We start from the raw sequence: 23,316 nt of genomic DNA, 5'->3' as shown, positions 1-23,316 counted from the left end.
TTTATTTTTAGTTTAGTTAATTTTTAAATAATTTAGTGTATTTAATAATATATTCGTTTTAACAAAAAAAATATGCATTTTTCACTTTTTCTTAATTTAATAAAAAACAATTTAAGATTTAAAGAAAATGTTAGTTATCATTCCTTCAATTTTGTATCTAAAATATTTGTTCAAATTCTTTTTCCACCTTTAATGATATTAATTTGGGGAGCTGAAAATTACGGTATTTGGATAATGATCCTCTCACTTGGAGCATTATTTATTGGCATAAACTTTAATTTCACAGAGGTGGTGAGGTTAGAAATGACCAAAATTTATAAAAAATCAAAAAAAATTAGCTTAAATCAGCTTGTTTCAAACTTATTTGTATCTCACTCAATCAATATCGCTTTTTATACGTTACTCTCATTATTGTTTTATTTTTTTATTTCAATTGATGAAATTGAGAGTCTTACAGGATTAAATAATAATGAAATTCAATTTATATTTATTTTTATTTTTTTATCTTTTTTATTAGAGAACATAATTAATTATTTTTATCCGATAATAACGTTTAAGGGGTATACCAAAAATTGGATACACCAAAATACTTTATTTTTATTTTACTCAAGATTTTTAATCTTGTTAGGATTTGTTTTTAATGATTTTAAGTATTTAGCTTTAATTTATTTTGTAGCGAATATAATAAGATTTCTAGTGATGTTTTATTTTTTTTTAAAAGAAAAAAATAATATTAAAGTTAGTTTAAAATATTTTAATTTAAAAAGTTGTTCTGATATTTTTAAAAAGTCTATTAGTTATAGTTTTGAAAAAATTAACGCTGTTATTAATCAAAATTTAATTATTTTATTAATTGGTAAGTTTTTTTCACCTTCAATTGTAGCTTTGATTACAACTGCAAGAACTATGTTTTCATATTTACCATCTAACGTATATGATATTATTTATTCTCCAGCTTTAATTGAATTTACATCCTTAAAAAATATGAATAAACAAAAAATAATTCAAAAAGTTTTGTTATTTTTAAAACCAGTATTATTTGTAAGTTTTTTATTTATTCCATTTAGTTTATTATTAGGAAAACCAATTTATGGTTATTGGATTTCTGACCCTCAAATACAAATTTCATTAGTATTTATATTTTTATTATCAGTAGAATCTTTTTTAACTACTGTTTTAACAGGTTTAAAAATACCTTTTAAATCTAATAATAATTTTTTATTCATTACTAAAATTGAAACATTTTTTTCGATATTATTATTATTAATTATTGTAGCTTTCATTCCTTCTATTGATAATTGGATGATAATTTTTATGATTTCAAATGTTTTTTTATTCTTAATTAATATCATGTTTATCTTTAATTATAAAAACTATCTCTCTAAACTGCATGGAAAATAAAAAATTTTTATTAAGTACTCATGGTACCTTTCATTATTTTGATTTAGCTAAAGAATTAATTTTAAGAAATGCATTAACCAAAATTATTTCTGGATACCCAAAATTTAAATTAAACAAATATAATTTAGAATCAGAAAAAATTCATGCCACAGGCTTTTATCAGATCCTTACTCAATTATTAGGTAGATACAAATTTTCTAATAAGAAAATTTTAGATTACCTGGCTTTAATAAATTGTAAAAAGTTAGATTTAATCTCTTCAAATTATATTAATGACAGTAATATATTTCTAGGTTTATCGGGAACTGGATTATCGACTGGCCAAAAGTTTGTTGAAGCAGGAAAAATTTATATTTGTGAACGAGCAAGTGCTCATGCACAATTCTGTCATGAGATATATAAAGAAGAGTACGATAGATTTAATTATAAATTTCACACCTCAAGTGAATTAATGGAAAGAGAATTAGAAGAATACCAAAAAAGTAGCTTTGTATTGTTACCCTCTGAATTTGCTCAAAAAACATTTGAAAATAAAGGTTTTTTTAACACAAAAGTCATCGATTATCCTGCAAATGATAGTCATTTTTTTCCAATTCCTGAGTTAAAAGGTGACAAAAATCAATTCAATATCCTTTATGTGGGAGGCTTAACTGTTCGTAAGGGTCTAGAATATCTGATTGATGCTTTTAATAAAATAAAATTTAAAAATAAAGTTTTACATTTGGTTGGCACTAAAACTTTTGATTTTAAATTCATTGAAAACAAGATTGATCACCAACATACGATAATTTACGGTCATTTAGATCAAAGTAAAATCAATGAGCTGATGAATAAATCTCAATTATTTGTATTACCTAGCCTTCAAGACGGCTCTGGTATAGTTGTCTCTCAGGCATTAAAGACAGGCCTTCCTGTAATTGTATCTGAAAACACAGGTATTGAGAGTTTAATTAAAAAAAATGATTGTGGATATGTAGTTCCTATCAGAGATTATAATATTTTATCTGATAAAATAGATTATTTAATTGAAAACCCCAATCAACTCGAATTATTTTCAACAAATGCAATCAATTTTTCTAAAAATCATACTTGGAAAAACTATGTGGATCAATTAAATCAAATTATTGATAATTTTAATTAATTAATTCTTTATAAATTTTAGATAATTTTAAAAAATAATTTTTTTCACTAAATTCTTTTATATTTTTTAAATTAAATTTTACTAATTTACTTTTTTCTTTTTTATTTTCTAAAATATTAACTAGTAATTTAGAAAATTTTTTGTGATCATATGGACTTGCCATATACTTTTTAGTTTTTATTATTTCTTTTAATACTTTTATATCTGAGCAAACAACTGGTATTCCGCTATTAATCGCTTCTAGCAACGGTAATCCAAAACCTTCATAAACAGAGGGAAAGAAAAGTACATCATTTATTTTATAAATCTTACTAATCTCTCTTCTAGTTAATTTTGGAAGTTCAATTATATTTTTTTTTAAACTTTCTTTTATTTTAAAATCAAATTTGTTTCCAATTTTAATAAAATATATATTTTTATAATAATTTTTTAAATGTTCTAAAACTTTAAGAGTAATTTTATGGTTTTTATAGAAAGAAGTTCCAATAATTAAAATTTTTTTACCATTTATTGGTATTTTAAATTTTCTTATAACCTTATTTTTATCAATTTTTTGTTGATTGAAGAATTTTTCTATTGAATTTTGTTGAACAACTATATTTTCTTTAGGACAATCTGTGTATTTAACTATATCTCGCTTAGTATTTTCACTAACTGCTATAACTTTATCAAATTTTTTAAGATAGGAGAGCGAATGTTTGACTAAGAATGGGTTTTTTCCAATTTTTTTCTTAAAAATTACTGGAATAAGGTCATGAACAGTGATTATTTTATATTTTGCATTCAAATGATTGACTAAATGTGCGTATTGGTGATCAATTACATGGGCAATATCAGTTTTTTTCAATTTTTTGACCTGATCAGGGTAATTGATGTATCGATTGTACCTTAAATTCCAAGGTTGAGAGATAATTTTAGAATTTTTGTTTGAAAATTTAGGAATGAACTTGGTTACATTGAAATTTTTGTAATTTTTTAAATTTGAATACAAATTGTTAGCCACAGTTTCCATACTGAGGCGTTTATCTTCCTTAAAATTGAAAAAATACCTTACAGAAATTTTTTTTTTCATTTTTTAGATTAAAAATATAATATTTTGTAATTCAACTGTAACTATACACAACATATAGTGTTTTCAAATTTTAAAAAAATCAATCATAAATTGAAATTTTACTTTAAAATTGACCCATAATGAGCAATAATTCACTCGATCGAGTAAACAAATTCAATAATTTTGGGAGCAAATTGAGTGTTAAAGAAAATATTTAATGTTTTTTTAATTATCATCCTAATTAACACTACATTTAGTGTTATTTCAGTTATTGCCGTAGCACCTTCACCTGGAGATTTGCTAAGAAATAAGGAAAATTACGAAAAAAATCAAAAAATTCCTAAGAAAATTCCAGATATTTTACTAAAGAAGGAGAAAATCACAGATACTCTTGAGGGAGATCAGAAAATCTTAGTAGAAAAGTTTCAATTTATTGGAGAACTTGATTTTGTTCCAATTGAAACGCTTCAAAATTTGATCAAGGAATTCAATGGTAAAGAGTTAAACTTTGGAGAAATCCAATCAGTAGTAAATACTGTTAATAGATATTTTCAAAATCAAGGCTTATTAGTTGCAAGAGCCTACCTTCCAAAGCAAGAAGTTAAAGATAACACAATTTTAATCTCAATCTACGAAGGAAAACTAGATTCTGATCAACCTTATCGAATTTTATCTCAGGGATTAAAATTAAAAGAGGATAAAATATTTGGATATTTAGATAAAGCGCTTGAAAGAGGACTAACTTATAGCTCATTGGAAAGAGCGATATTAAATTTAAATGATAATCCAGGTGTTTCAACCAAAGCATCATTAGAACCAGGCGATGAAACTGGGGAAACTAGAATTGTACTAGATATAAGAGAGCAAGAATTTCTTACTTACAATACTTCATTTAATAATCATGGATCAAGATATACTGGAAAAAATAGAGCAACTGTTAATTTTACATTTAACAATCCTTATTTAACTGGAGATAAGTTTGATTTGATTTTAGCAAAATCAGATGAAGATTACAAAAGTATAGAATTAAAATATAATTTTCCAATTGGAGAAGATGGCTGGAGATTAGATACAAGTTATAACTATTTTGATTATAAAATTGGAAAAGAATTAGCATCTAGTAATATTTTAGGAGATTCAGAGACTTTTAAATTAAATGCTAGATATCCATATTACAGAACATCATTAGAGAGTTTATTTTTTGATATAGGTTACACTGAAAAATATTTGTACAGTGAAACTGCAGGTTCAGCAACAAGTGACAAAGAACTTAAAAATTTTGTTTTTGGCGCTGAATGGAATAAATCAGATAATTTTTATGGTGGTGGATATACACAAATCAAACCAACAATTACTTTTGGTGATTTAGATCTTTCAAAAGTTGCATCTAGTTTAAATAGTGACAGTTCAGGTGCTAGAACCAATGGTTCATTTGAAAAAACTACAATCGATATTACAAGAATTCAAAAAATTAATGATAATTTAAATCTCCATTTATTTGGAACTACTCAATTTGCCTCAAAAAACCTTGATAGTTCAGAGAAATTGTCACTTGGGGGACCAGCTGGAATTAGAGCTTATCCAGTAGGTGAGGCAACAGGAGATGAAGGGTTTAGATACAGTATTGATGCAAAATATAACGTTATTGCACCAAAATATTTTGATAATTTAACAGCTATTGCTTTTTATGATTATGGAATGGTTAAGCAATACACTGATTTAACGAATTTATCTGTAAGTAACAACACGTATTCACTAGAGGGATATGGAATTGGCTTTGAGGCAACGAAGGGAGAAAACATATCTGTTAAAGCTTCGCTTGCAAAAGCAATTGGCGGAAACCCTGGTGCATCCAATGGAAAAAATACGGACGGACTTGCAGATGATGAACAACTATTTATTTCAATCAGCGCGAAGTTTTAAAGTATGAGGCTGAACTTAAAATTATTAGTTATATTTTTAGTTCTTGGCCTAAATTTAAAATTAAGTGCAAATGAAATAAGTAACAATACTTTACCAACAGATCCCAATGTTACACACGGAACAGCGGAAATTAGTCAGGGAGCAAATCAATTAACTATTGATCAGCAGACCGACAAATTAATTACCAATTGGTCTGGTTTTAATATTGGTTCTGATGCTAAAGTTCAATTTAATCAGCCGAGTTCAAACTCGTCTGCTTTAAATCATGTCAACAGTGCTGACCCAAGTTATATCTACGGATCCTTGGAAGCTAATGGAAAAGTTATTCTAATAAATCCAAATGGAGTAATTTTTTCTGAAGGCTCAAGAGTAGATGTCGGTGCCATTGTTGCAAGTTCTCTAAAGTTAAGTGATGAAAACTTTTTAAAAGACAATTTTGTTTTTGAAAAAGATGGCATTGCAGGAATTGTAGAGAACCATGGAACGATTAAAGCTTTCGAAGGTGGAGCGGTTGCATTAATCTCATCAATTGTCAAAAACAACGGGACGATTGAAACACCAAACGGCTCAACAGCGTTACTCGCTGGTGAGAAAGTAACCTTAAACCTTAATTATAATCAACTCATAAGTTACACAATTGATAGTGGAACGCTCAATGGTTTAGTTGAAAATAACAATGCAATTGTCGCTAATAACGGACAAGTTATTTTATCAGCTCGAGGTCTTGATGCAGTTCGAAAATCAGTTGTGAACACAGATGGGATTATTGAGGCGAAAGGAATTAACACAGAAGGAGGAAAAATATTCCTGGAAGGAGATGAAATTACTGTAAAAAGTAATTCAACTCTAATTGCATCAGGAGACAATGGCGGTGGTCAAATACTTGTTGGAGGTAGTTGGCAAAATTCAGATCCAACAATTTATCAAGCAACAACAACAACAATCGAGGAAGGAGCAACACTTAATGCATCAGCAAATAACACAGGAAATGGCGGTGAAATAGTTGTTTGGTCAGATATCACAAATGACCAATCAGTTACAAAAGTTCAAGGAAAATTAACAGCAGAAGGAGGAAAAAACAGTGGAAATGGAGGTCAAATTGAGACCTCAGGATACAAGTTAGATGTTGAAGGAATTGAAGTTTCAACATTAGCAAACGATGGTTCAGCAGGAGAATGGCTGCTTGATCCAGGAAATATAACCATTCAAACTAGTGGATCAGACAGTATTCCAGGTGGTTCAGGTCCATCTGGTGATGTTACAATTCATCCAGATACGATAGAAAGTGCGCTCGGAAGTAACAACGTAAGTATTTACACAGGGATCAACGAGTCAACAGAATATGATATCGATATCAATGATAGCATTGAATATACTGGGGTAAATGATCGAACATTAACTTTTAAAGCAACTGGAACAGTTCGAGGAGCAGCATCAATTTCAACTGGAAGCAGCGATGTTAATATTACTTCGACCAATGCTGCCTTAAATCTAGTTTTATGGTCCGATGCTGATGGTGATGGTGATGGTAAAGTGGTCACGCCAGATGGCAATATCACTACAAACGGAGGACATTTTTGGGCCGGAGGTGGTGATGGATCTACTACATGGAATGGTCTTACGGTTGGAGATGATTATGCTTCAACATCAGGTAATGATTTATATGGGGTAAGATTTAGAGGAGGGACAACTTTAAATACTGGGTCAGGAAATATTAAAATTAGTGGAAGAGATAATGGGGATCATTCAACAGGAAAAGGAGTATCACTTGGTCAAAGTCAGTCCGTTTCCATTACTTCAACTGGAAACATAGAAATTTTTGCAACGTCAGACAGTAGTCAAGCGGGAGACGTTGCTTTAGAGACAAACAGTGGAACCACAATCAATGTTGATGGAGGGACAAGCAAAACTCTAACAATTAGTATTGCAACAGGAGCGGCTGATGTATCTGGAGATATTACTGGAACAGGTAATTTTACTAAATCTGGAGCAGGGGATCTTACACTTTCAGGCACCAATACCTATACAGGGGACACCACCGTTTCAACAGGAACTTTAGAGTTAACTGGATCTTTAAGTACTTCAAGTGATTTGATCGTTAGTTCAGGAGCTACCTTTGATCTTCAAGCAACTCAAACTGTTGCAAGTTTGGACCTTGATGGAACTATTTCAAGATCGTCTGGTACCTCAGCTTTAACGGTCTCAGGAACCTCAGATATTGGAGGTAATATTACAACCTCTGGAAACCAAGTTTATTCAGGAGCTGTTTCACTAACCGGAAACAGCATTTTAACATCCTCTTCAGGGGGAATTACTCTGAGTAGTACTGTTGATGGAGGATCAACTTTAACCACTAGTTCTTCAGGTAATTTAACTACTTCAGGAATAATAGGGGGCACAACACCACTTACAAGTCTTTCAGCGACAGCTGGAGGAAATATTTCTTATGTAAACAATATAACCACAACTGGAGCTATTTCCTTAAATGCTGAAGGTAATGTAGATCCAAACCCTTCATCAGGAAATATTACATTAACCACAACTAACAGTGATGTTACTCTTAATGCTGATAGCGAAGGGAATGGTACAGGAACATTTTATGGGAATTTAATCATAAATCCAGGAAGTGGAAATGTTACAATTCGCGGTGCAACTATAGCAAACGAGAGTTATCAAGTTAATGGTACTGGAACGTTAACAATCGAGTCTAATGCTGCTAGTTTTGCAAGTAACTTTACCTCAAGTGCCTTAACAGAAGCTTCAACTTTAACAGAAGTAACTATTGGTAAATCAACTAATACCTCTAACATTAATTTAAATAGTGCAATTGCAATAGCTGGTCCAATTACAGTTTATGGAGGGTCAATTGATGTTAATTCAGATTTAACAGCTACAGGTGGAAATATTTTATTAGATGCAGATACAGGAAGCGCATTAGCAACTAATGATGATGGAGTTTTAATTGCTGGTGGAGTAACTGTACAAACATCAACATCAGGTAATATTACAATTTATGGTCGAAGTGGAAATAATAACACAGCAGGCCTAGTTGGAATACAAACTACTGGAAGTGGAAACCCCATTTCAATTACCTCAGCTGGCGATATTACAATGATTGGAATATCAGAAGCGGCCAACTCTAGCACAGCAAGAGGAACCTATTTTCATACAACTGATATTACAGCTGCTGGAAATATTAACATTACAGGTCAAGCAAAGAACGTAAGTAATGATTATGACGTTTCATTCCAAGAAAGTTCATTAACAACTACGAATGGATCAATTACAGTCAAAGCTCAAAATCTAGGAAGAATTAATTTTACAGATAGTGGAAGCGACGACCCATTAACAGCTGGAGGTGGTAATGATATTACCTTATATGCAAATGTTTTTGCAAATGGCATAGGCCTTGATACCACTGGTGAGGTAAATTTATTACCAGGATATAACACATCCGATGTTGCTCAAACAGCTTTTACGCAAGATATAGACTTAGGAGATTTTACTTTTAACAATTTAACGGGACTAACTGTTGGTACTACTAATAATACTAGCAACATAGCTATTAGTCAGGCTATATCTGTTGATGGACCTATCAAAGCTTACACGACTGGTACAGGAACTGTAACTTTAACTGCCAATTTAGTATCTGCATCTGGAACTTCTTTAATTCAAGGTGAACTTGAAGGCACTGGTGATTTCACACAAACCACAGGAACCTTACAAGTAAACGCTACAGGAAACAACTCATCATACACAGGAGACATAAAAGGTGGTGGTGCTTTTACAAAATTAGGAGATAGCACTTTAACGCTTTCAGGTGCTAATACTTTTACAGGAAATATTACAATTAGTGCTGGAGCATTAACTATCGATGGTTCAGGTTCTTTGGAAGGAGGTACTTATGATGGTGCTATTTCAAATAGTGGAACTTTTAATTACTCAAGTAGTGCAACTCAAAATCTAGATGGAGTTCTATCTGGAACTGGTGCACTGAATGTTACAGACGGGATACTTAGGTTAAGAGTTGTTGATCATACTTATTCAGGGAACACAAGTATCTCTGGCGATGCTAGATTGGTTGTAAGAGGAAGACTTGGTACAGGGGGTAGTTACGCTGGTAATTTTTCAAATTCTTCTTCAGATAATTATGGATTAGTATTAAATACTAGTAGTGATCAAACCTTTAGTGGAGTTCTTTCTGGCAGTGGTTTTTATACCGTTTTAGATTATGATACTTCTGGACCAATAACACTCTCTGGATCTAATGATTTTACATCTGCACTAAAATTTGAGGGAGGTAAAATTATTGTTGGTCATGCAAATGCTTTTGGATCAAACTCAATATTAAATTTAACTACTGATAACACTAAATCAATAGGTATTGCAGATGGGATAACATTATCAGGATTAGAGTTAACTGGATCAAAAACACTAACTTTAACCAATAATTTTAGAACTGGAAATTTATCAAGTAGCTCAGGTGCAGCAATTGATTTACAGTCTTATACTTTAACAGTTGGATCTGATAATAGCTCAACATCTTATAATGGTGTGATTTCAAATTCTGGAGGATTAACAAAATCTGGCTCTGGTACTCTAACACTTTCAGGTACCAACACCTATACAGGAGCTACAACAATTAATGCTGGTACTTTAGATGTCGATGGTACTTTAGCACAAACAGCAGTTACTGTTGCAAGTGGAGCTACTTATGATGTTGATGCAACAGACACTGTACTATCAATTGAAGGTGCAGGTACCATTGATTTAACTGATGCAGCACTATCTGCTGGTGATGGAAATGACCAAACATTCTCAGGTGTCTTTAATGGGGCTAATATATTTACTAAAGTTGGATCTGGAACATTAACGTTATCAGGAAATAATTCAGCTGCAAGTTACACTGGTAAATTAGTGATTGATGCTGGTACAATTGCTGTTGCAGCTGACACTAATTTAGGAGCTGCACCTGGTTCAGCAGTTGCAGATCAATTAACATTAAGTGGTGGTACCTTACAAACCACTGCATCCTTTACTTTAAATACTAATAGAGGAATTACTTTAAGTACCGATGGTGGAGGTATCAATACTAATACCAGCACTACCTTAACTTATGGTGGTGTGATTACTGGTTCAACAGCATTTACTAAATCAGGAGCTGGTATTTTAGCGTTATCTGGAACAAATACATACACAGGCACAACTACTATTTCAGGTGGACAACTTAATATTTTAAGTGATGCAGGATTAGGAGCAGCACCAGGATCTTTTGTTGCTAATCAACTTATTTTTAATGGAGGAACTTTATTTAATTATAATGGAGCATCTATAAATTTTCATGCAAATAGAGGAGTAACATTAACAGGTGATGGAACTTTTAAAGTTAACAATAGTTCAACTATAACTGTACCTGGAGCAATCACAGGATCAGGCGCTTTAACAGTTGATGTTGGTTCGTCAGGAACTTTAGTTTTATCTGGAACCAATACTTATACAGGTGACACCAACATTAATAGTGGTGCTACTTTAAGAGTTTCAGGAACTCTTGCTGATACAACTGATGTTGTTAATGCTGGAACTTATGATGTTGATGCATCAGACACCATTCAATCTTTATCAGGTGCTGGTGCAGTTGAAATAGCAAATAGTGTAACATTAACTACTGGTGATGGTGGTAATGATACGATCTCAGGTGTTATTTCTGGAGAAGGTAATTTAACTAAAGTTGGATCTGGAACATTAACTTTAACAGGTGATAATACTTTTACAGGAACGTTAACCGTTACTGTTGGAACAGTTATTTTAAATGATGCTGATGGAGATACAGGCACTGTATTATCAGATAGTGCATCCGTAACAGTTAACGGAGGAACAGTAACTGTTTCAGATACATCTGAAACTGTGAGTACAGTTACTCAATCATCAGGAACAATTAATGGATTACTAATTAGTTCAAGTGGATATTCATATGCACCGGCAGATGGGGTTACTTTAACAATTTCTGAAGTCCTTTCTGGTTCTGGTGGTTTAACAATGTCAGGTGCCGGAACATTAGTTTTAACTGCAACTAATACTTTTACAGGTAACATCACCATATCAGCAGGTACATTAAAAATAGATGGAACAGGTACATTAGAAAGCGGAAATTATGATGGAACCATCTCTAATGCAGGAACTCTACATTACTCATCAACTACAGATCAAACACTCGCAGGTGTTATAAGTAGTACCGGTGCATTAACCAAAGATGAAACTTCAACACTAACCTTAAGTGCTGCTAATACTTACACAGGAGCTACAACAATTAATGCTGGAACATTAACTGTATCAGGAACACTTTCAGATAGCACTGATGTTGATAATTCAGGAACTTACGATGTTGATGCAACAGATACTATTCAATCATTAACAGGATCAGGTGCAGTTCAAATTGCTAGCGGTCAAACTTTAACTACAGGTGACACTGGTAACGATACGATCTCAGGTGTCATTTCAGGCGCTGGTAATTTAACTAAGGCAGGTTCAGGTACATTAACTTTATCAGGTGTAAATACTTATAGTGGTATCACCACAATTGATGATGGAACTATTTCAATTGGGGCTGCAACAGGTTTAGGAGCAACACCAGGTTCTGCTGATGCAGACAACATTATTTTAAAAGGTGGAACTTTAAATACTTCAGCAAGTTTCACGCTTGGTACTAATAAAGGAATTACTTTAAGTACAGGTAATGGAACAATTGATGTTGATAGTAGCACAACATTAACTTACGGCGGTGTAATTACTGGTTCAACAAATTTAACTAAGGATGGAGATGGATCTTTATTGTTATCTGGAACAAATACATATACTGGTGACACTGCAATTGATAATGGTGAAATTATTTTAACAGGTGCACTATCATCTAGTACAGATTTAACTATTGCTGCAACTGGAACTTTAGACTTAAGAGCTGATCAAACATTTAATACTTTAACTATCTCAGGTGCTGGAAGTGGAAATAGAATTGAAAATGGAGATTCAAACACATCAGGTGATTTAACAGTAACCAATGCAGCAACACTTGCTGGAAATATTGTAACAATTGGATCACAAACGTATAGCGGTGCTGTAACTTTAGGTGCTAATACCTCAACACAAGTAAGTGGTTCTAGTGGTACAACTTCATCAACTCAAACCTATGGATATAGCGGTGACAGTGGTTTTACAAGTGCCTCAAGTTATTCAGTTTCAATTTCATCATCTCAAACTGTAACCAGAATTCAAATGTTTGGAGGATCTGGAGGTAAAGGTGGTACAGACGGTTTTGCAGGTTCTGATACTGGTAGACCTGGTTATATAGACGTAACTGTTAGTATCACAAATAAAACTCTAAATATTGCGCCTGGAGGAAGTGGAGGTAATGGTTCCACTGGGGGTAGTTGTTGTGGTGGTAGCGCAGGTGTTAATTCTCTTGATAGTAATTATAATGGTGGTACCGGAGGTGATGCTGGACCATCTGGGGTATCTGGTGGTGGAGGTGGTGGTGGTGCTGCATCACTTGTAGAGGTTGGTAATGGAACTGGTATTTATGTAGTAGCCGGTGGTGCCGGTGGTGGTGGAGCCGGTAGATTTGATGGTGGAAGTGGAGGTAACAATAGTTACTCTAATGGTGGATCAACAACTGGTAGCGATGGAACTGATAAAACTTCTGGAGACGGTGCAGGTGCTGGAGCTGGTGGAGGTGGTTCTAATGGTGGTGCTAGCGGAAGTTTATATAATTATAATGGTGAAGGATCTAGTACAGGTGGATATAGAGGTGCAAACGCAATAGTTGACAGCGGTGGAGATTTTTCTTCAGCATCAACTATTAACTCTAATACTTTTTATGGGAGCTCAACAGCTAATGGAAGAATTGGACAAGTTGTTTTAACAATTTCAACAAACACAGCATCAAGTATTTCTTTTGGCTCAACAATAGATGGTAATTATACTTTATCTACAACTACAGGAAGTGGTGGTCAGGTTACTTTCTCTGGAGCAACAGGTGGTGGTACAGCAATTAATGGTTTAACAGTTTCAGCTGGAGATTTTGATACCTCTACTATTGCTTTACAAAATAGTGCAGCAGTTTCTATTACTATTACTGGAACAAGCTCAGATGTTGCAGCGATATCTGGAACAAGTGCAACTCTAACTAAAGCAGGAACAGGAACATTAACTTTAACTGGAGCAAATACATATTCAGGTGCAACTACAATTAATGCCGGAACTTTAAAAACAACTGGAACATTGTCCAATAGCACAGCCATTACAGTTGCAAGTGGTACAACATATGATTTTGATGCAACTGATACAGTAGGGTCTATTGCAGGTGCTGGAACAATTAATATTGCTTCAAGCCAAACTTTATCTGCAGGTAATGATGGTTCGGATACAGAATTCTCTGGAGTAATTGAGGGAGCTGGTTCTTTAACTAAAGTTGGATCTGGAACTTTAACTTTAACTGGCGATAATACTAATACAGGAACTTATACTGTATCAGCTGGAACATTAGTTTTAAATGATGCAGATGGAACTACAGGAACTGTAATTGCAGATACTGCAAATGTTACTGTTGATGGAGGAGATTTATCTTTATTAGATACTAGTGGAGAAACTGTTGCAACATTTACAGTTACACAAGGTAATGTTACTGGTACATTTTTAACAGCAAGCTCATATGTATTTAACCCTGACACTGGAGAAACCGCAACCGTTGGCTCAGTAATATCAGGTTCAGGTGGATTAACTAAATCTGGAGCCGGAACATTAGTTTTAACTGCAACTAATACTTTTACAGGTAACATCACCATATCAGCAGGTACATTAAAAATAGATGGAACAGGTACATTAGAAAGCGGAAATTATGATGGAACCATCTCTAATGCAGGAACTCTACATTACTCATCAACTACAGATCAAACACTCGCAGGTGTTATAAGTAGTACCGGTGCATTAACCAAAGATGAAACTTCGACACTAACCTTAAGTGCTGCTAATACTTACACAGGAGCTACAACAATTAATGCTGGTACTTTAGATGTCGATGGTACTTTAGCACAAACAGCTGTCACTGTTGCAAGTGGTGCAACGTACGATGTTGATGCAACAGATACCGTACTATCTATTGCAGGAGCAGGAACGATTGATTTAACCAATGCAGCATTAACAGCGGGTGATGGTAATGATTTAGAATTCTCAGGTGTCTTTAATGGTGCTAATGATTTTACTAAAGTTGGATCTGGAACATTAACTTTGTCAGGTGATAATGCAACAGCTAGTTATACTGGAAGAGTAACTATTGATGCTGGAACTATTTCTATATCATCAGATAGCAACCTTGGAGATCCTGATACTTTAGATGCTGATCGATTAATATTAAAAGGTGGAACATTATCAGCAAGTTCAAACTTTACATTAGATACCAATAGAGGAATTACTTTAAGTACTGGTGGTGGAACAATAAATGTTGTTAGTGGAAGAACCTTAACTTATGGTGGTGTAATTGATGGCACAAGCACATTTTATAAATCAGGTTCAGGAACTTTAATTTTATCTGGAACAAATACTAACACAGGATCTACAAGTATTACCGCAGGAACACTTAGAGTAACAGGAGCTCTTGATGACACAGCAGTAAGTGTTAGTAGTGGTGCAACTTATGATGTTGATGCAACGGATGCAGTAGCAAATATCTCAGGTGCAGGTACAGTTGATATTGCAAGTGGCGTAACTTTAACTGTGGGATCTAACAATGCAAGTACGACTTTATCTGGAGTTATAAGTGGTGATGGAAATTTAATTAAAGTTGGAACAGGAAGAATTACTTTAAGTGGTGCAAATGATTACACAGGATCAACCACCGTTAATGCTGGTACCATAAGAGCTTCTCACAACACAGCACTTGGAACAACAGCTGGCAATACCAGTGTTGCAAATGGTGCTGCTTTAGAATTAATTGGTGGAATAACAATCGGTAGTGGAGAAGATTTAACTATTATTGGAACAGGGATAAGTAATGGTGGAGCATTAAGAAATATATCTGGAAACAATACTTACCAAGGACCTATAACTTTATCTACTGCAACAAGTAGAATTGATAGTGATGCGGGTACATTAACAATCAGTGGAAACATAACTAACGGAAGTATTGAGTTAATAGTAAGTGGTGCAGGCAATACAACAATTTCAGGTGTAATTGGAAACGGATCAGGAGCTCTTTCTAAAAGAGGTTCTGGAACATTAACTTTAAGTGGAACAAACACTTATACAGGTATAACAACTATTGATGCTGGTACTTTATCGATCAGTGCAGATGCAGGATTAGGAAGTATATCAAGTTTAGATGCTGATAGATTAACACTCAAGAGCGGTACCTTATTAATCACAGAGACAATTACTTTAAGTACTAATAGAGGAATTACATTAAGTACTGGTGGTGGAACAATAAGTGTAGCTGATACAAAAACAGTTACATATGATGGAGTTATTACTGGTTCAACTACCTTTACTAAAGATGGAAATGGTATTTTAGATCTAGGTGGAACAAATACTTATACTGGTGCTACAACTATTTCAGATGGTGAATTAAATGTAACTGGTTCATTAGATGCAACAGCATTAACAGTTTCAAGTGGCGCAACCTATGACAGTGATACTACTGATACTATCGGATCAATTGCTGGAGCAGGTAATATAGAAATTAATAGTGGTACAACTCTAACTGTTGGAGGCAATAATACAGGAACAACAGTATCAGGTGTGATTTCTGGTGCAGGTAATTTAATTAAAACAGGAACTGGAACATTAACTTTATCTGGAACCAATATTTACACAGGTGACACGACAGTTAACAACGGAGCAATAACTGTTAGTGGTTCAGGTAAATTAGGTAATGGTAATTATTCTGCAACTTTAGTTGTTGCTGCAAGCAAGACATTTACTTATTCAAGTTCATCCGCTCAAACATTCTCAGACTGGGGAGCAGGTACAGGTACTATTAATTTAAGCGGAAGTGATACGGTTACTTTATCAGGCAATCAAAACTTTACAGGTACATTAAATGTAAGTCAGATGTTAGCAATGACGAATGGAACTAATGGTTCAGAAACTGGTTTAGGTAAAGCTACAACAATAGATATTAAAAATGGTGGAACTATTAAAGTACAAAGTAGTGATAATGGTTTTATAGGATATCAAACTTCAGGTGCTCCAGATATTTATATTAGAACTGGTGGTGAATTAACTACTGACGATACTAATACAGCAAGAACTTTTCATATTGGTGGAACATTAACATTAGATGGAGGAACTTTAAGTTGGGAGGAAGGCTCTGGTAATACAATATCCACTGCTGATGGAACATGGAATTTTGATCAAGATGTAGTTGTTACTGACGATTCTACAATCAGTGCTCCAGCACTTCTAAGTAAGGAAGCAGATGGAAGCACAACATTTACAGTATCAGCGACTAAAACGTTAACGGTATCTGGATATTTTTATGACGGTAGCGCACACACTGAAGTTGCAGTAGAAAAAGCTGGTGATGGTACTATGATATTACAAGCTGCTGGTACCCACAACGCTGGATTTACAGTAACTGCTGGAACTTTAGCGGTAACTGCTAATAATGCACTTGGAACAACGGCTACTGGAACTACTATTGCAAGTGGAGCAACTTTAGATCTTCAAAATGTTACTTATTCAACTACAGAAGCAATAACAAATAATGGTGGAACAATAGCAACTTCAACAGGAACATCCACTTTTGCAGGTGTGATCACGCTTGGAGCAAATTCCACATTTGATGTTAGTGATGGTGCACAATTAACAGCATCAGGAGTAATCCAAGATGGTGCAAACACATATGGTATTACAAAAAACGGTGATGGAAAATTAATTTTATCTGGAGCGAATACTTATGATGGAACTACTACTATTTCTAATGGTTCTTTAAGAGCAGCTCATAACACTGCACTTGGTAATACAACTGGTAATACTACAGTTGCAAATGGAGCAGCACTAGAGCTAATTGGAGGTATAACAATTGCAAGTGGTGAAGATTTAACTTTAAATGGAACGGGTGAAAGTTCTGGAGGAGCACTAAGAAACATTTCAGGAGACAACACTTACAATGGTAATATTACTTTATCTACTAATGCAGTTAGAATTAATTCTGATAGTGGAACATTAACTATTGGTGGAACTATTTCAAATGGATCCATAGGATTAACTTTTGGTGGTGCAGGTAACATTACTGTTAATGGTGTAATAGGTAATGGTGCAGGTACCGTTACAAAAGATGGTGCTGGAACTTTAACGCTTACTGCAGACAATACTTATACTGGAGCAACAACTATTTCTGATGGAATAGTTGCAATCTCTCATGCTAATGCTCTTGGTACTACTGATAATGCATCAACCGTTGCAAGTGGTGCAACATTATCAATTTCAAATGGAATAACTGTACCTGAGGCAGTTACAATTTCTGGAACAGGAGATGGTTCAGTTGGAGCTATAAGATTTACAGGTGGTGCGAACACTTATAGTGGAGCAATTGTGCTTGGAGCAAATGCAACAATATCAAGTACAGGAACTGGTGGTACAACGTTTAGTGGTACAATCAATGCCACAAGTAATGGAGGCCAGTCTTTAACTATCTCAACAAGCACAGATGATTTAACTATTTCAGGAGCGATAGGTGGATCAACTAGACCTTCTACTATAGATATTTCTGCAACTGGTGTATCTAAAACACTTAGTATCGATCAAGATCTCAGCAGTACTGGCAACCAAACTTTGACCGCAGCAGGTGGTATTACTATTAGCGGTGCAAGAACCTTCACTAGTACATCAGGTACAATCAATACCGCATCAGCATTATCAGGAAATAATTCATTCGATATATCAGGAAACGCAGACATCGATGGCGCTATAACTGGTATTACAACATTCTCAGTTTCTGGAACTTCTAATATTGGTGCAGATGTTACTACATCATCTACTCAAACTTATTCTGGGGCTGTAACTTTAAGTGCAAATGTTGATTTAACTGGAACTACAGTCACAACTAATGGAACAGTAGCAGGGGGCACAAATAATTTAACAGTAACAGGTAATGCTGTTTTTGGTAATGGTACAGCAGATACTGTAACAGGTGTTGCGGTATTAGATATTACTGGAAACACTACAATCAATACAAATACAATTACAACTTCTTCAACACAAACGTATGGAGATGCAACATCAGATATCATTACTATTGGTGCTGCAACAACATTAACAACTACCAACTCTCAAATTACTTTTAGCGGAACCGTAAACTCACAAGCAAATCAAGCATACAATTTAACTTTAAGTGTAGGAAGCTCAGAGGTCCAGTTTGATGCTGCTGTTGGAACAGGAACTAATGGAACACTTGGAACAATTGGAATTACTGGTGCATTAGATTTAGATGCTGCGATTGGAAGTGGAGCTACCGCAGGTGCTGATGCTTTAACTGTTTCAACTACATCTAACATTGGTGCTGATATCACTACTACAAATAATCAAACTTATACTGGTGCTGTTACGATGTCAGGAGGTAACAGAATTTTAAGATCAAATTCTGGAACAATAAATAACCAATCAACAATAGCAGGTGGTTCAGCAAATTTAACTATTACGGGTAATCTAAATTCTGATGGTGCAATTTCTTCAACAACTGTATTTTCAGTTTCAGGTACATCTGATTTAGGAGCCAATGTTACAACATCTAGTACACAAACTTATACAGGTGCAGTTTCAATAAGTGCTGATGTAACTTTAACGACTACAAATTCAAACATTACATTTAGCTCAACATTAGATTCAGCATCAAGTGCTTACAAACAATTAATTGTAAATGCTGGTAGTGGAACTTTAACTTTTGCTGATAATGTAGGAACTACTCAAGATTTAGGTGAGCTTGATTTAACAGCTGCTTTAATAGTTGTAGGTGGAGATATTACAACAGATGATAGTGGTAGTGGAGATGGAACTGAAGGATTAACTCAAATATTTACCAACTATCAATATTACGGTGATAACAACGCATTGTTTAATGATTATGATGATGGATCGAGCGATCTTAATTGGTGTGGAACTAGATCAACTTGTTCTTCTGATACTGATGCAACAACTGTCACAAGTATTTCTGTTGGAGAAAGTAATTTTGGTACATATGCATTTAGATGGACAGGTTATTTTCAACCATCAGCAACAGCAACCTATCATTTTTCAACATACAGTGACGATTCATCAAACGTTTATATAGGTAATGCTAGTCAAACTTTATCAGATTTTTTAGATGATGTTCAATCAGGTAGTTATAATCACACTAACGCTAACTCTTATAGAGTTGTAACTAATGCCGGTCTTCATGGTATGAGTTCCAAAACTGGAAGTAAGTCAGTTACATCAGGAAGTTTATATCCTATAGCAATTTATTATGGAGAAAATAGTGGTGGAGATCAAATGTATTTTCAATGGAGACAAGGTTCAGCAGTTGCCTCTCCAGCCAGTGCTACTGCAACTTCTTTATCAGGAGGTCAATTTTACACTGATACTCCTAACAACTCTAGTGGAGATGGAACAATCACATTTACCGGTGCAGTTCAATTTAGCGCAGACAGCACAATTACAAGCAATGATGATGATATAACTTTTACATCAACAATTAATAGTGACGGAGCAACTGCACGAACAGTTACGATTAACTCAGGAACAAGTGACATCAGTGTATCAGGAGCAATTGGTGGAACAAATGATTTAGCAGATATCACATTTACAACTGCAGGACTTACTGCAGCAAATATTAAATCCGAAGGAACAATAACAGTTACCAACAGTGCAGCAAGTTCAATTACAGGAGTAATTTCAAATGGATCTTCTGCAGCAGCTTTAACAAAGGCAGGTGCAGGAACATTAACACTTAGTGGAACAAATACTTCAACAGGACTAATCACTGTATCTGCTGGTACACTTACACTTGATCAAGACAGTTCTACCACTGGAACAGTTATTGCAGATAACACAGCCATAACAGTAAATGGAGGGACATTAAATCTTGCTGATAACACAGAAACTGTGGGTGCTGTTACTTTAACTTCAGGATCAATTACTGGAACTAGTAAAGCTTTAACAGGTTCAAGTTATTCAATTAATCCAGCAGATGGAACAACAGTAACAGTTTCAGCAAATTTAGCAGGTTCAGGAATTAATTTAACAAAAACAGAAGCAGGTATTTACACAACATCAGGATCTCACACTTATACAGGTACAACAACTTTAACTGCAGGAACATTGTTAGCTGGAGTTGCAAGTTCAGGTTCAGTAGGTTCAATTACATCTAGTGCTATCGGTGCTGGAACATTCATTGTTAATGGTGGAACCATTTCTTCAGATGGTGCTACTGGTAGAGATTTTTATAACCCAGTAACATTTACAGGTAATGGAACGTTTGGACATAGCACTAATACTGGAACTTTAACTTTTGAAGCTGCAGCAGAATTAGGTGCTGCAACAAGAACACTAACTGTTAACACAAGTACTACCACAGAGTTTAGTGGAGTAATCGGTGATGATGCAGGTGGTGATTATGGAATTACTAAAGCAGGCGCAGGTACTTTAATTTTAAGTGGCGCTAATGATTATACAGGTGACACTACTGTTTCAGCTGGAGTTTTAAGAGCTGCACATAATACAGCTCTTGGAACAACTGCTGGAAATACATCAGTTTCAAGTGGTGCAGCATTAGAGCTATCTGGTGGTATAGCACTTGGAGCTGGTGAAGATATTACTTTAGTTGGAACAGGTATTTCAAGTGGTGGTGCTTTAAGAAATATTTCAGGCAACAACTCTATTGCAGGATTAATCACTCTTTCTGGAACAACTAGAATTAATTCAGATAGTGGAACATTAACTTTAGATGTTAGTTCAGGAAATGCTATTACCGGAACTAATAGAGCTGTTACTTTTGGTGGATCAGGAAATACTACAATCAATGATCCTATTGCAACAGGTTCAGGAACTTTAACAAAAGATGGAACAGGCACATTAACATTAACAGCTGCAAACACTTATACTGGTAAAACTACTATTTCTAATGGAACGATCGTAGTTTCAGGCTCAGGTACTTTAGGAGATGGTTCTGGAGATCTTGATATAGCTGGAGACGGTTTACTTGATCTTCAAAACAATATTACTGTCAGTGACCTTGGTATTTTAGCAGCGGGAAGCAATGAAAGAATTACCAATTCTTCAGTGTCAGATTCACAAATTACAGTAACTGATACTTCTAGTTTACAGGGAGAAATATTAACACATGATGTAACTGTAGTATTTGGAGATACAGTCACTTTAGAAGGTGATACAATTATTAATTCAAACGCAGTTACATTTAATTATCCTGTATCAAGTGCAACTGGTGAAAGTAACTCTTTAACAATTGGTGTAAGTGGAGAAGGGGCAGGTAATCTTACAGTTAATGCAGAAATATCAAGTATAAATCAGTTAACTGTTTTAGGTACAACTGTAATTGATGAAGATATTTCTTCAGCTGGAACTCAAACTTATCATGGTGCAGTTACTGTAGATAATGATGAGGCCGGTAGCGCTTACTGGACACTAACAACAACTAACGACAACATCACTTTCAATGGAACTTTAAATAGTACCAGTGGTGAAACAAACAATCTAACATTTGATACTGGTGGTAATACTGGAACAATTGTTCTTGGTGATGCAACAGCAGATACAGTTGGAGCAACAGATGGACTTGGTGCTTTAGCAATTACTGGTAAACTTGATCTTAATGCAGCAATCACTAGCGCAGCATCAATTTCAGTTTCAGGAACTTCTAACCTAGGTGCCAATGTAACAACATCAGGTACACAAACCTATACAGGAGCAGTTACATTAAGTGCTAATGATACCATTACCACAACCAATGCAAATGTTTCATTTGGATCAACAATAGACAGTGATGGTACTACTCGAAACTTAACATTCAATACTGGTACTGGAACTGTATCCGTTACTAGTAACGTTGGGGCAACAAATGCTCTTGGAACAGTAACATTAACCCAAACAGGGGGAACTACATTTAGTGGAACATTTGAGGCAGCAACTGCAACCTTAACAGATACAGCAGATGCAGCGGATATTACGTTTAGTGGTAACACTACAATTACTACTTTAAATACTGCTAGTCAGGCCTACAACTTAGTATTTAACGGTTCATCAAATACTATTACTAATGCAGTTACATTTACTAATACAGGTACAGTTACACTGGGTAACAGTTCAAGTGACAGTTCAACATTTAATGGAGGTATCACTGCAACTGCACCAAGTGGTGTTACTCTTGCAGGTACTATTCAAACTTCAGGAGACACGATCTCTATTGGTGATGGCGATACAGCGATCACTCTTGCAGCAAACACTATAGTAGATGGTAATACTGCAGGAGCAATAACATTAGCGGGAGCTACTAATGGTGGATACTCATTAACTTTAAACACTACTGGAACCACTACATTATCAGCTGAAATTGGTGGCAGCACAGCGTTAACTACCTTAACTACCAACGCTAGCGGTACAACAGTTATCAGTGTTGATATCACAACTAGTAGTACTCAAACTTATAATGATGCTGTAACCTTTAATGGTACATTAGACTTTACTGGTTCAACTGTTCAATTTGCAAGTACTGTTGAAGGGAACGATGGTACTGGAGATAACTTAACTATTTCAGGTG

General features: G+C 34.6%; 5 protein-coding genes. 4 read left to right on the top strand and 1 reads right to left on the bottom strand.

Translation table 11 applies throughout. The features are described from left to right. The first annotated feature begins 72 nt into the window (after window positions 1-72). Window positions 73-1,401, top strand: a complete 1,329-nt coding sequence (locus ACTTAR_RS06325; RefSeq protein ID WP_440698030.1) for a hypothetical protein — start codon at window positions 73-75, stop codon at window positions 1,399-1,401. Then, the gene (locus ACTTAR_RS06320; RefSeq protein ID WP_440680945.1) at window positions 1,391-2,542 is read left to right on the top strand and encodes a glycosyltransferase family 4 protein; all 1,152 of its coding nucleotides are present in this window, start codon (window positions 1,391-1,393) and stop codon (window positions 2,540-2,542) included. Before ACTTAR_RS06325 ends, ACTTAR_RS06320 begins: the two co-directional genes overlap by 11 nt. On the opposite strand, the gene ACTTAR_RS06315 is transcribed toward ACTTAR_RS06320, so the two are convergent. After that, window positions 2,535-3,614: a glycosyltransferase family 4 protein gene (locus ACTTAR_RS06315; protein ID WP_440698029.1), complete on the bottom strand. Its 1,080-nt coding sequence runs from the start codon at window positions 3,612-3,614 to the stop codon at window positions 2,535-2,537. The genes ACTTAR_RS06320 and ACTTAR_RS06315 overlap by 8 nt on opposite strands. 177 nt (window positions 3,615-3,791) lie before the next feature. Between ACTTAR_RS06315 and ACTTAR_RS06310 the strand changes: the two genes are divergently transcribed. Both ACTTAR_RS06310 and ACTTAR_RS06305 read left to right on the top strand, forming a co-directional pair. After that, window positions 3,792-5,516, top strand: coding sequence for a ShlB/FhaC/HecB family hemolysin secretion/activation protein (locus ACTTAR_RS06310; protein ID WP_440698028.1), 1,725 nt, complete (start codon window positions 3,792-3,794; stop codon window positions 5,514-5,516). 3 nt (window positions 5,517-5,519) lie between these two features. Further along, a partial coding sequence (locus tag ACTTAR_RS06305; protein ID WP_440698027.1) for an autotransporter-associated beta strand repeat-containing protein occupies window positions 5,520-23,316 on the top strand: 17,797 nt, incomplete at its 3' end.

The sequence above is a fragment of the Candidatus Pelagibacter sp. HIMB1709 genome, assembly GCF_052047635.1.
In the GTDB taxonomy this organism is placed as follows: domain Bacteria; phylum Pseudomonadota; class Alphaproteobacteria; order Pelagibacterales; family Pelagibacteraceae; genus Pelagibacter.
This window is presented reverse-complemented; position numbering and strand designations above follow the sequence as displayed.

What these genes read in the sequence shown, in the direction of transcription:
- ACTTAR_RS06325 (WP_440698030.1), top strand. Translation starts at nt 73, where the DNA reads ATGCATTTTTCACTTTTTCTTAATTTAATAAAAAACAATTTAAGATTT.
- ACTTAR_RS06320 (WP_440680945.1), top strand. Translation starts at nt 1,391, where the DNA reads ATGGAAAATAAAAAATTTTTATTAAGTACTCATGGTACCTTTCATTAT.
- ACTTAR_RS06315 (WP_440698029.1), bottom strand. Translation starts at nt 3,614, where the DNA reads ATGAAAAAAAAAATTTCTGTAAGGTATTTTTTCAATTTTAAGGAAGAT.